Here is a 13,612-nt window from a genome sequence, read left to right as displayed (position 1 = left end):
TAGGTACTTATGGTAAATTAAGCTTATAAGTCTATTATATGCGACTTCATATTAAATTGGTATAAGATGCACAAGTTCAGTTAAAATCTAACTTCAAAATATAGCCAAGACATTGAACTGAAAATAACTGTATTATTGTTAAGTCATGTATTTGTTGTTATTGAGTTTTGCTTTGACATCGGACACATGTCGGATTCGTTTGTTGACTAGATTGAGTTTGACCACATTTACCGCAGTTTGGGCAAATAAAGCTTTCATCGCCATTATATTGGCAACAAGGAACAGCAAGCACATCTCTACCTAAAGTGCGTTCTACCCATCCTGGTTGACGATTCTTACTTTCAACTGATATCAGTTGTATATATGGATATTTAATACTACAATGTCCACAAGTTCTTGTTCCCCAAATACTTCTACATTCACTGCATTCACACTTGAAACTTTGGTTATCCAACGGTTGAAAACTTCCGTCCGCGTTGCAAACTGGGCATACTTTTAATGGTTGAATAATACTATCTGTTTGCTCAGGCAAATTAGCAATTTTTTGAAGTTCGCTAATTTCGTCTCTTACTTTGGAACGACGTGCATTTGCTTGGTTCACTAAATTCTCAATACTTATTTTGAAACTCTTTCTTTCCTCTGGGTATGGCTGACGCAATACATAAAGTAAATTATTTTGAATATCTTTCTTCAACCAGTTTATTTTTATTAATAGAGAATCTGGAATATTGCCTGATAGTGTGAAGGGATAAAGTTGATAACGTTGACCGTTAAGCCACCACTGAACCGCGCGTGTTACTCTCTCAAGACTAACAATATCAAGTGGACTAACTGGTACAATTGGCATATCTACTTCTTGGTGAAGATGTTCATTACCAAGGGTATTCATTTTTCGCTGAATATGCAATGGAAGTTTCTTTTGGGCTTCTTCTATATTGGGATAAAGAATGATAGTTTGTTTTTCGGAACTATTAATAAGGTTAGCTGATAAATGAGCGAGAACAGATGTAATAGTCTCAGATTTATTTGAACTGGCAAGGCTTGCAATGATAGGAACTAAACGCAGAGGTTTAATGTTGTCTGCTTGTAGTAGAAATGAACCATCATTTTCCCATGTTAGAGATATTTCACCTAATCTTCCCTGGAATTGAACTGCTTGACCGTTACGTGTAGGTAGTTTATTCGTATTTGAGTGAAAACCTAAGCCCTTATCAGTTTGGTCTGAATTTCCTGTTAAAGCAAGCCCAATTAGTAAAAGACAAAACGATTCAAAGCCGTGTAAAGCTTTTTGATTTTCTTCAAATACCTGGCGAGTATTTTTATCTAAATCATTGTGGTAATTGCTCCATTTTTTCCATAACAAATCGACATAACGATAATGTTGGTCATTAACTAAAATGTTTGTTCTTTGTAATGTCTTTGGCAGCACAAAGTTAGAAGAAATTGATTTGTATAAATTTGTATCGATAAGAGTTCGCAATTTATAATTTAATTTATGCAACTCTTTGAGAGTTACTTCTGCTTTTTTAGTGGCAATTGCAGCATCAAAATGATTTCCCCAAAGCTTATAAATACGCTTTTGATTTCTCCAGTAGATATCGCTGTTTTCTCCAGATAAGTATTGAGCCTCGTCAAGTTGACGTTTGAGTGTTTCTACCTGCTGAATGCGTCGTGTTGTGTATTCTAACAAATTATCAATTAGCCGAACAGTAACTTTATTTTCATAAATATCCAATAATTCATCTTTTACCATGCAAAGAACTCTCTTGGGAATAACCGAGCGAAAAGTCCGCCTTTCCCAATCTTCTGTATGAGAAGCGAGAAACTCAGCTGCGTGTGGGGAGATGCGTTGAGCGCGAGATACAATTAATCGTTCTGTCTCCAATTTAAGATAGCTTCGAGGATGACGACAAATTTCTTCGAGATGACTAAGATTTTGTTTGACTGTGGCTTCAAGCGGTTGAATATTAATTTTTTCCTGTATGTTTGGTATTAAAGGAGATAATTTAACTAAATCTAGCCAGGTTGCAGAGTTGAGTATTAGTTTTTGCAGTTCGTTCTCGAAAAAACGCAAACTTTCAGATAATATACTTGAAGGGAGTTGCCAAGTAGAAAACTGTTTATCAAAGCATATTTTTCCATCTTCAGAACGTAATGAGCAATGGTTAGCTGAGTCGTTAAAAAGATATTCTCTAGAATTTTGATTTAATGCGAAAGAGTTTAGAAACACTTGTTCTAAATTAGTAATTACTTGCCATTGACCAAGAATAAGTTGGTCTGGAAGTTGGTATTCGGTATTTTCTGTAAGGCGATTATAAAATAGCATAATTAATCTTCACTGGGTTCTAATCGACAAATTTCTGTATTAATAATTAAGAGTGACTGTTCGGGTTGAGTATGAGAGTCTAGTGTTGACCAAGATTGCTCTAAATCATCTCTGAGTTTTCGTAGATCATTGGCTAAAATATCGTGGCGGTCGCGTATTTTTCGTAAAATTTTGCTTGCTAAGATATGGTCACAAGCTTCACCGGGTGAACCACCAGTAGCAATAATCACGGGAACAAAATCATTAATTTGGCGTTCTAACCGATTTCCCCAAGCGACTTTAAATTTACGTTCTAATAATTCAGCTAGCATTGTGTTCAAATATTGATAAACTTCTGACGCTTCATTGATGTGATTTTTTTGTGCATGTTGGAACGCGCGCATCAAAGCTTGATGAGAAACTGGCTGCGCTGGTACTAGCTGTGGTGGAGTATCAAAACTTTCATGGCTGCGCTGCAATTCCATTATATGGGCGCGGTCATAAGTTTTATCTGCAAATTCCACAGTTGTTTCATCTTGATTTGCAGTTCCAACAAACCAGACATTTAGCGGGACAGGAAGTATGTTCTGATTTTGAAATAATTTAGGTGATGGCTTATTTAAGTCTGTAGTCAAACTAATTGTAGGAGCGTCTTGTTCTAACTTAGAAAGAAAATCTGCAAAGTATTGCTCAGGTCGAGAAAGATTCATTTCATCAAGGATGATAATATAAATTTTTTCTTGGTTTGCAGGACACTGAGCTTCATAAAGAGCTTTGAGAAAATCTGACTCATAAAACCTGCCTTCAAATGCGTTGAAGTAACCAATCAGGTCTTGGCGGTCACGCCAACCTGCTTGTATTTCTACTAATTTATATTGACCACCTATTGCACGCGCAAAAGCAATGGGTAAACTTGTTTTTCCTGTACCACTGATACCTTGGAGAATGTGCAAGTGACTCATTGCTAAACCACCTAAAAAAGCTCTGATATCACGTGCTGAATAATACAGTCTTTTCTGCGTGTTGCTATCTTGAGTTAACGGAGATAATGCTATGCGATGACGTAAGTCTTCTGCAAATTTCTTTAGATCAATACTATTTTCGTTAAGCGAAGTATTTGTTTGTAGACTTGTATTAGTGTCCATCCGTGAGCATTCGGGAAAAGGACTTATATTTTGAGATTGCACTAATGCTTCGTTTACATCTGCTCTTAGCTCTTGTAAAGCAGCTTTTAAACGGCTATTACTTGCTTCTAATGCTTCTTTTTCGTCGCGTACAGTTTCAAGTTCTGTTACTGCAATGCGATTATAAGTTGTGCTTCTTTCCAATTCCTGTAACTTTGTACTAAGTCGAAAGCGTTCGTTTTCCCATTGTTCTTTTTGTGACTCTAGTTCTTGTAATCTAGCAACAGCACTTTCGCTAGGTCGTGATGCGATTGTTTGCTCTAATTCAGATTTCTGGCGCCGTAGTAAGTCTAGTTCATCAATAATTTCTTCGGGAGTTTTTTGTCCGAATCTTCTATCAGCTTCTTGCCGTTGAATAAGAGTAGACTGAATTTGATTTCTTATATTGCTAATTTGTTTTAATTGCTCTTTTTGATATTCAATTATTGCTTTGAGTTTCTCTACTTCGGATGCTGCCTTATGATTGATTTTATCCTCTAAAGTCTGTTGATCTTCTTCTAGTAATTCCCTCTCTATTTCTATGTTTTTTTTTTCACGTCGTAATAGCCTTTTTTCTTCAGCTAATTGATTTTTTAATTTTTCTATTTCTTGACGTTCTGTGTTAATCTCAGCTAGCAGCGCTTCTCCCTGCTGCAAAAATCCGGCTTCGGCATTCGATTCGCGTTGACAAACCTGTTCTTCTCTGAAATTGAGTATTGCTTCTTTATGCTGTAACTCTTCTTGGCTCTGTCGTAGTTCCTGATTTTTAATTTCTAGCTGTCGCTTTTGTTCATTAATAACTGTTAAATTTTTAGATTGTTCTTCAACACGTTTAGTTGCCGCATCAAAAATTTTTGCTTTGTACCAACATTCTTGTATACTAAACCCATCTGGTGGATTTGAAGCATCAATATTAGCTAAGTCTGGGTCAGAAAGCCGAGCTTCGGCTTTTGTAGAGAGTTCACTAATTTCTGATAATATGTTATTACTAGTTTTACCTGCTTGATTGTTTTTGGGGACATTTGAGCTTCCCGTTCCAAATCCTTGTTGATTTTTGTTGTCAGCCATATATTTATTTGATTAGATTTACTTAGATTTATATTTATTTTAAGACGTTGGTTTAGAACAATTAATATCTAACATACTACTAACAAACTCATAAACTGTAGAAATTTGTAGCAGTACTTGTGATAGCTCTAATTTTTGGCTACTAGAATGGCTGCTTTGGTCACGCAATTTAGCCAATGTATCTAACCGTTCCAACATATCTGGCGCCCTTGCCGCCGCTAAATATAGTTGGTGTTTAGTATCATGTCGAGTAGCCAACAGTGTAGCTAAAAGCAATGGACGCAGAGAGCCTTCGCCATAGTCGCTGGCTGATTTTATCTTTCCTAGCTTGACATCAAGTAAAGAAATTGGAAGTGGGGTACGAAAACCGACTTTATTAGCTAGTCCATTAAGAATACTTCTATTATGCTCCCGGTCATTTGGAGAAAGTATCTTCCAGCTTGCGTCAGTTGGATGACCTTCTCGAATCACTAGTAAAAGGCTTTCAATAGCTTTTTGTGCTTTGACTAAAACATCATCTAGTTTATCTGCTAAATATTTTAGGCTATTAAGTGACTCAGCTTCTATATAAGCTCTTTGCATAGCTACTAAACTATTAAATATATTTTCCCATCTGCGTATGTCTAAAGTTAACTTACTCTCAACAGCAAGTTCTGCTGTTTCATGAATATATTGAATTAAATCATCTAGTTTTATACTTGTATCTCCTACGTGCCCAAGCATTTCTTGAATGAGCGCTTGCAAACCTTTTAATGTAGGATTTTTATTGATTTGAGTTTCTAGTTTACGCCGTAGCAATGGACTGTCTCCAAGTCCAAAAGGGTCGCAAATGTTCCAACTTGTGGTACTAAACTCATTTTCGGCTAAATAAACAAATGTAGTAAGCCATACTGGTGTTGGATTTTCTTCAACAAAAGATATACATTTTAAATAAGGTACTTGTTCAAAAGTCAACGTATCTTGATTATCTTCCCAATCATCTAAATTTTCACGGTAACGTAATGCTTTACTATGTTTTTTTACAACTTGCAAAATCTCCTGTGGGGATGGTTGAGTTTTGATTATATTTTCTACAGGTAAGGGCATAAAAGCTCGCCTGTAGTCTGGCTTTCCGACTGTTCCTAATACTAAGTCTGGATAACCATGCTGATTAAATTTTACATCTATATATTCTTGACGCTCGATAAAACGCGGTAATAATTCGCTAGTCCAAGGGTCTTGAAAAATAAACCCCGCTATCATATCCTCAGTTGCTAAAGTTTCTCTTTCTAAAATATCTAATCCGCGCTTTGTTAGCAGTCCTCTACTATCAATAAAACTTTGGTCTGTTAGCTGTTTAATTATCAGTGCTGCTAAATCAGCACCAATATCTAATTTTTCACTAATTTCAGGTACTGTGAATGCTCCAACCCGACACATTCCCAAAACAGCTTTCTCTAATATGTTAACTTTTCGAGAAGAAACCTTTGGCGCCACTACTCGATAACACAAAGCAGGTAATAAAAGATATTCTCGCTGGCTCCAGCGATTTGAAGAACGAGGCTTATAATAAAGTATTGGCGTTTCTTTAGTAAAATTCATACTACTACTAGTTTAAATATAAAGATTAAAGAATTTTTCCATATGGTTGTTGACAAAGTTTATAAAAATCTACTAATTCTCTAACTGCTTGAGGAGCAGCTTCAACTTTAACCATCTCTAAATCTCCAACCGTAATTAAAAGACGCTGTTGACGACTCATTGCAACACAAAGACGATTTTCTAACATTAAAAATCCGTACTTTTGAGAATATAATTCTTCACTAGTTGGATTAATTTCATTACTACGAGTCATTGATAGAAAAACTACATCAAATTCTTTGCCTTGAAAAGCATCTACTGTTCCAACTCTCAACCTCTCTACAATTTTACCCTCGTGGTTTCTCGTTTCTCGATAAGATGAAGCAATTTGATAACTTCCATCATCTGTTAACTCAACTATCTCAACATCACAAAGTGCTTTCCAAATTTCTGTAACCTGTGCTGAATAAAAAGCAATGATACCAAATGTAAGTTGTCTATTGTGGTCGATTAACCTTTTCAATTCTTGGGCAATTCTTTTTGCTTCTATGGGACGAGATTTACTTCGTCCTTTAGTTTCTCTACCAGCACTTAATGGAACATTTATCCAAGCTGCAATAACGTTTTCGTAACGAGGTAAATTGTGAGAAAATTCATCTTCTGTTCTACCTGCGCGAATAGGTGGCTCACCGTGATATTCATAAAAAGTTTTGCTGACAAAATCGCCTAAAATCGGATGCATTCGATACTGAGTATCTAAAGTTACTGTGCGTTTAATCCCATCGAGTTTTTCTAACTCTTTCATTTGGATAAATAAACGTTCAAAGAGACTTTTTTTCAATGCATTTTTAGTAGTTTCTGTAGATTTACCTAGTTGACGTTCGATATCCTCTTCGAGAATATGAGGTAGCTGACGGTGGTCTCCTACAAGAATAATGCGCTTTTCCGCTTTAGACATAGGAATAAACAAGTCCAACGGATTTGCTCTTGCAGCTTCATCTACTATTACTGTCTCAAACACTGTATCATCATCCCCTGTTGCTAGCTGCATTTGTTTACCCGAAGATTGCTGACAGGTGGCTGCAAGTACTACTGTATAGTCACGCACCATTTCTCTAACACCTTCGGGGTCAGTTTTTAAGTCCTCTAAGTACTCAGATAACACTGCCTCTACACCTTCTTTTGATTGGCGAACGCGCTCGTACATTGCCTCTCTAACATCATTTAGTAAAATCTCAATTTCTGGGTTAGCAACGGGAGTAATGATCGCAATATCTTGAGGAATTAGTTTTTCAAGTAAATTTTGGCGTAGTACTGCTAATTCTTGTAAAAATGGAGGCGCCTCTTCTTCGATCCACTCACTTGCATTTTGCAACAGCTGACGTTCGGAATTTTCTAAAACTTGTAATGGTTCTAAACGTTTAAGAGCTTTCATTGCTGCACGCGCACCGTCATCAGAAAATGTTAAAGCTTCAGTTCTGATTGACTTTACCGCTTTTAGTACTAACTCTCGTTCTTCAGAATTTTCAGAATAAGCAAGGTTTTGCCCCCTAGCTGCCAGAAGAGCGTATTCCAACAATTTGTCACTCAATTGAGCTTTGATTTTACCTTGAGTAAGTTCAAATATTTGATTAATTAGTATTTTTGTTTGCTGAGGATTCCCAGGCGCTAACATATAACTTTCTACAAGATTCCGTACTTGACGCAAAGCAGCACTTTCCGGTAATTCTGGAAAGTTAGCAAGCTTTGCATCTAAAGCTTCTATACGTTCGCGGCGCCAACGGTCTACATTATCTAATTCTTGATTGTTTTTTGTCTTTCCGCCTATCCTAACTGCTGGAAGCCCAAAAACAATAGACCTTTCAGCAGCATTTTCCACAGCATCATGTTGATAACTTGTCAATAGCAAGCGATGAGATACGCTATTACCCGAATCTTCGCTAATTTCTGCTAATCTGGCTTGTAAGGCTGTAATTACTTTAGTTTTTCCAGTTCCTGGTGGTCCCTGAATTAGAGCGATATCTGGAGTATTGATTGCAACCTTTAAAGCTTCTTCTTGACGAGGGGTGGGAGAACCATTAAAAACTTTTTTGGTGTCAGATGAAAGAGCTTTATGTGAGTGAGTACGACGTACAGGAACACGCTGATTCTCCAAAATTAACCCTAACTGTGGCATTGGACAAATGGCTTGTCTAATCAATTGTTCAGCGTTTTTGCGCCGTTTAACACGTATAATATCTCCCTGTAATGAAATATATAAATAACCTTGTAATGGAGGCAATAAATCATCATCTGGATTTGCTGGAATTATATCAAGTGTATTGTTATATATATCCACATTTTCAATTTGTCCAAAAAATGATTTAATTTTACTTTTTTTGGTTTCGTGAGAACTAAAGCTTGTTTGTTGCTCGCTTGCTTCAAGTGAAAATTCTTTTGCCTCTGCAAGTATTCTTAGCCTTTCCGTAAGATTTTCATCTGGAAATAAACTAAATCTATAGTTTCCATTTGGTAACATATGATGACTGCTATAGCTTGCATATCCAAATTGTTGAGCTTTATTAACGATGCTTTCGATTTCTAAGCGATTATATTCTTGCCAAAGCGCCAAGTAACTCTCAGATTTTTCTACTATTAAATCTAATTCGCTACGGGTACTTTGGCGTATAGTTCCAGCCAAAGAAATATCGCAGAAAGAAATATTTGCTTCAACAAGTATAATAGGACGCTGTTCATTATATTCTTGAGTTTGCCGTGTTTTGTATATTCTGTCTATAACTAACTTCTGCTCAGAGTTACGGGAAATATTAATAGTTATTTCTTTACTATATAAACTAAATGTTTTTTCTAAACAGTTTTGAAGATTTTTCCCTACTTGAAGTAGCGCTCGTCTAGGATTACCGTCTTTACTAGCAGGCAGTAAAAATTTTCCTGTCAGCCATTCAATCACTTTGTTGGTAGATGCATTATTACGAATATGTTTTTCGCGAATATCCTCGATAATTCTTTCGTCTACACCAATTTGTAAATTGCCAGATAATAAAAGTGTTTGGGGGAACTCATGTATTTGTAATATTAATATGTTAGGTGACTTTTTAGGAATTACAGAAGCAACCCAACATAAACATGGTAGATTTCGCTCAATAATATCTTGTAAAATACTCTTATTTTTTTTGTCAGTTCCTCTTACTTCCCAAACATCTTCTGCATTATGACGCAGAAGAATTTCACCAGTAGCTTCAGATAAATATAAAAAAACTTCGTTATTAACAGATAAGCTATCTCGACCATCAAAAGAAGTGCGGCTTCCTTGTTCAATCTCTACAGTATAAACTCGTCCGACCTGAATGTCGCTAACTCTCATACATTTTCTCCTTGAATGATATTAAAGGTAACAACGCGATGAGAAAAATCAAGATTACCAAAGTGTAAAAGCCAATAACCGTATCTATCTGATTTAACGGGAAAAGTAATCCATTTATCACGTACCTCTCTTTCTACTCTTTGGCTTCCTTGATATGTTAGCCAAAAACATTGATTGTTTAGGCTACGAAGTTTGATGTCGTGCCCTTCCAAAATAATTTCAATAGCGGGATTATGCCTGTTCATACCAGTTAAACCGCTAATAATCCTATTTGTTAAAATGAGAGCCTCAGAAGAGTTTAAAGCGAGAGACTGTAAAGGCGACTGTTTTTCAATACATTTTTGTATAGGTTCCCAACGTTGGATTCTAACTTGAACAAAAGTAGGTCGGGTATGCCCACACCAAGAACAATGCTTTTGATTTGCATAGTAAGTACTATTGCATTTTGGACAAGTAATAGTAAAATCTGCAGCAGCATACAATTTTTCTGCCCACTTTTCAACACCAGGTCTTTTTTGTGGTTCTTTAAGACCAACTGCAAAGCTAGTTTGACACAGCTGTTTTAATTTTGGAGAAAGGACAATATCTCTAGGAAAGCCGTGGCTAGTAGAATTGCTATTATCTACAGGGTCATCAATCCAAGGTAAATGTCCTTCTAAAGCTTGTATTTCCACTTCCGGTTCCCCATCGCTAACCATATCTCCCATTAATGGATGTACGAGGGATAAAGTTTGAAATGCAATGACTGCAAAAGCATGAGCATCTGTTAATGTATTTGCTCCAGACTTTCCTACAATTAATTCTGGCGCACCAAATTCTGGGGTATAGAAATTGATAGAAGATGAAGAACTTTCATAATGAAGGTTATCAGCATCAATTAACCTGATAATGTCATTATTATTAATATCAGAAGAAATAAATAGGTTATTTGGTGAAGGATCAGTATAAACCAGTCCTTTCCCGTGTAATTGAGCTAAAGTCTCTGCAAAATGTGCTAGTAATAATAAACGGCGCCGTAGTCCCCCACCTTGTAAATACCATTCTACTAAACAGTTTGTATTTTTAGGAATATCGATTAGCTTACTAATGGGAACCATATCAGTCAAAAGTTCCATTACATAACCAAGATGTGGGGGTTTGAGAATTTCTAAAGGACGTGCGATAGGAAGCTTCTCTATATCATATAACATTCGCACGGATGTTAATTGCTGTTTTAAAATAGTGCGACGTGCAAGAGAAGTGTTAAAAATAACTTTAACTGCTAAATTAGCATTTTTTACGGAAAAAACAGCGCCCTGCCCTCCACGACCTAGCTCTTTCTCTAGTGCGTATACATTACTATTTTCATCGACTACTAGTTTTATTTTTGTCATTGAATTGCACCCGCTAAATTATGTGTTTAACGCCAAAGAACTGCCAAAGTCTTATCATCTAGGTGGTTAGGTGTAGGCCAATTTCGCAACTCAAAGGAAAGCTTTCTCCGACGGGCTGCTGGTTCCATAACACCAAGCTCTTCAGTAAGACATTTAATAAAATCTCCTACCCGTTCACCGATTAAATCATCTGCTATCCCATCAGTTGCTAGCAATATAGCAGCACCAGGAGGAAAACTAGGTCTAGTAATAAATACCCATTCTTTAGTTGACTGTGCTATACCCAAAGCTGTAGTTTGATTACAAAACCCGATACGCTCATCACCAAGTATAGTAACCTTGCCATTATTTTCTCGAATAGCTGCAATTCCATCACCTAACTTGGCTACAACTAGCCGACCATTCCGAAGCACTGTTGCAAATAGACATGTAGCTGCGCTATCTTCTTCACTAGCCGGCAGTACCCGTAGTCCCCACAGTATATGTATCAACCGCAGTAGTATTACTAGTGGTGCCTCCGAAGCTTTTGCCCAATGACGTAAAGCTTCCTTGACTGTTCGACAAGCCATACGCGAACCATTTCGAGCGTTTGGCTTTGAACCCATACCATCACTGACTATAATGGCAGTACCAAAACTGCCGTGCATACCTTCCCAAGCATCTTCATTGAGGTGCCCATCACGTTGGTGAAGCGGTCCTCTTACAGAAGCACCAAAGTACTGTACCTGATTTTGGAATTTTGCCATTAGAATATTATGTCTTCAACATTACCAAAGTCTGGGATTGAAATAATAGCTGGATTCACGCTTCTGGTACGACTTCCGACAGTTACTGTCACCCAACGGAAAAACTGCCGAATTTGAGAAGCTTCATCTGCATGAAATACAGGAACATCCTGTTGTTGACCTTGTAAAAATTCCTTAAGTACTTCATAGTCGGCATCGGCACCAATTGCAATTGATAAACGCAAAGCTTTGGATGCTCGCGGCGAATTCAGTAATTGCCGTAGCGGTTGTTTCCAATCATCGGTAGGTTGTCCATCGGAAACTAAGACGATAGTGGGGTGATAGTCTCGGCTTTCAATTTGGTTTTTATCCTCTAGCTTTTTGGTAGCTAATTCAAAAGCTGCTGCCATCGGGGTTTGACCTGCTGCTTGCATACTAGTCCACTGAATTTGAGATGCTGCTTGTAAAGGCTGATGAAATTTTGCACCTTCTTTACCAAAAGTAATTACTGCAACATAAATTTCTGCACGGACATCTTCCTCTTCTGAAAAAGAAGTAATCATGTCAGAGATTGCTCGGTTTAAAGTTTCAATTTTGCCTTCAACGCTCATGCTCCCACTGACTGTCTCCTCTTGAATCATGAGGATAAGGAGGGTCACAATAAAATAATGTATCTTCACTATCGTAACGTTGAATTACTTTAATCGCTGCATCGTTTTCTATTTGTACTCGTAAAAGTCGCGCTCTCAATTTCTGGTAAGTCTTCCACGCTTCCTAACCACCGAGAAACGGCGCCTGCCAATGAGAGCGCGCTTCGGTTAATTTACAATGTGCCCCGGAACCCAGAGCTAGCTGTTTGTGCTAAACCTGTTCTTACCTGCCTTGCCCGAATAAAAAATCGCCTTGCCCGTTCAAAGTTAGATATATCGGGAGTGAGTCGAGAAATCGCAACTTCAAATTCTTCGCGCGAGAACGGAGTTAAGCCAATTGCCTCTATTAACCTTTCTTTACCGGAGCGCAGTACACGAAAAAAATTTACAACCTCGCCATCGATATCATTATATGTTTCTACTGGCGCCAGCTTACGATTGAGTAAAATTGCTGCGGAACCGCTAAATGGTTCACAATAATGCACAGCTTCAGGTAAAAGAGGTAACAACCTTTTCTTCGTGACTAAATTTACCACCATACCACCCAAAAGCTATTAGCTTGTTTTTACCCATACTTTTACCCCTATGAATTAATTTAAGCACATTCTAAATACTATCGCACAATAATATAAGCTGCAACGCACGTTCTGTATTTATCCAATTGTTTTTAGGACTGTAATCTATGACTTTTATAGCAAATAAAAAGGCGCCAATCATAAATAATGAAAGGCGCCGTCGTTATCAGGGTGCATCTACCATATAGGTATTCGTAGTTACTAGAGATGCATCAGGATAGAACTAATATAATTTGCGTGTTCACTTTTTATGAAGTTGTTGAGGAAACAGTTTGTTTAGTAGCACGTTGCTTGCTGTTCTCTAACGCACGACTCAAAATTTGATTTCGTTCTTCTTCTGGCAAAGAAGCTAAGTACCTTTCTGCTGCTGTCAACAGTATATCTGCTACTTTTTTAGAAATTATCATTGTTCTGTATCGAGCTAATTATTTTTAGATTAGTTCGTTACTGAGAAATTTCTGTTCGTAAGTAACTGATATATTAATCAATTTTTAGATTATTACCTATTATAAGTTTTTGAGAGTAAATATAAAAAGGCGCCAATCATAAAGAATGAAAGGCGCCGTTGTTATCAGGGTGCATCTACCATATACGTATTCGTAGCTACTAGAGATGTATCAGGATAAAACGAAGAAAAAATGGTTCTTTCGTACATAGCGTGCTAAATTTTAATTAAAATCAATAATTTTCCTTTCAAATCAAGGTTTACAGGAACTTACAGTTGAAATTTCAGTAATTTTATCGTTATAAAGGTAATATCTGATTGCACTACTATTAACATTGACATTTCGATAATCAAAACCATAGACGACACTATGGTTTTTGTCGA

General features: G+C 37.0%; 10 protein-coding genes. All 10 read right to left on the bottom strand.

Annotation, left to right across the window (positions count from 1 at the left end; translation table 11 throughout):
• Positions 1–157: 157 nt before the first annotated feature.
• Positions 158–2,326 carry a hypothetical protein gene (locus AC2JBO_RS17165; protein ID WP_496954865.1) on the bottom strand — a complete coding sequence of 723 codons (2,169 nt, stop codon included), beginning with the start codon at positions 2,324–2,326 and terminating at the stop codon, positions 158–160.
• A gap of 2 nt (positions 2,327–2,328) precedes the next feature.
• Positions 2,329–4,536 carry an McrB family protein gene (locus tag AC2JBO_RS17160; RefSeq protein ID WP_496954864.1) on the bottom strand — a complete coding sequence of 736 codons (2,208 nt, stop codon included), beginning with the start codon at positions 4,534–4,536 and terminating at the stop codon, positions 2,329–2,331.
• Positions 4,537–4,575: 39 nt separating this feature from the next.
• Positions 4,576–6,117, bottom strand: coding sequence for a hypothetical protein (locus AC2JBO_RS17155; RefSeq protein WP_496954863.1), 1,542 nt, complete (start codon positions 6,115–6,117; stop codon positions 4,576–4,578).
• 25 nt (positions 6,118–6,142) lie between these two features.
• The gene (locus AC2JBO_RS17150; protein WP_496954862.1) at positions 6,143–9,460 is read right to left on the bottom strand and encodes a DEAD/DEAH box helicase; all 3,318 of its coding nucleotides are present in this window, start codon (positions 9,458–9,460) and stop codon (positions 6,143–6,145) included.
• Entirely contained in the window at positions 9,457–10,833 is a 1,377-nt protein-coding gene (locus AC2JBO_RS17145) for a protein kinase domain-containing protein (RefSeq protein WP_496954861.1), read from the bottom strand. The genes AC2JBO_RS17150 and AC2JBO_RS17145 overlap by 4 nt, the downstream gene beginning before the upstream one ends.
• A 26-nt stretch (positions 10,834–10,859) precedes the next feature.
• On the bottom strand, positions 10,860–11,579 hold the full coding sequence (locus AC2JBO_RS17140) for a PP2C family serine/threonine-protein phosphatase (RefSeq protein ID WP_496954860.1): 720 nt from the start codon (positions 11,577–11,579) through the stop codon (positions 10,860–10,862).
• Entirely contained in the window at positions 11,579–12,169 is a 591-nt protein-coding gene (locus tag AC2JBO_RS17135; RefSeq protein ID WP_496954859.1) for a vWA domain-containing protein, read from the bottom strand. The genes AC2JBO_RS17140 and AC2JBO_RS17135 overlap by 1 nt, the downstream gene beginning before the upstream one ends.
• Positions 12,159–12,308, bottom strand: a complete 150-nt coding sequence (locus AC2JBO_RS17130; protein WP_496954858.1) for a hypothetical protein — start codon at positions 12,306–12,308, stop codon at positions 12,159–12,161. The genes AC2JBO_RS17135 and AC2JBO_RS17130 overlap by 11 nt, the downstream gene beginning before the upstream one ends.
• 73 nt (positions 12,309–12,381) lie before the next feature.
• Positions 12,382–12,747, bottom strand: coding sequence for a DNA adenine methylase (locus AC2JBO_RS17125; RefSeq protein WP_496954857.1), 366 nt, complete (start codon positions 12,745–12,747; stop codon positions 12,382–12,384).
• 284 nt (positions 12,748–13,031) lie between these two features.
• Entirely contained in the window at positions 13,032–13,190 is a 159-nt protein-coding gene (locus AC2JBO_RS17120; protein ID WP_496954856.1) for a hypothetical protein, read from the bottom strand.
• Between the last annotated feature and the right edge of the window lie 422 nt (positions 13,191–13,612).

This window comes from Calothrix sp. CBUCES-K 9914 (genome assembly GCF_059640475.1).
The sequence above is the reverse complement of the archived record's forward strand: the minus strand, read 5'-3'. Positions and strand labels throughout refer to the sequence as shown.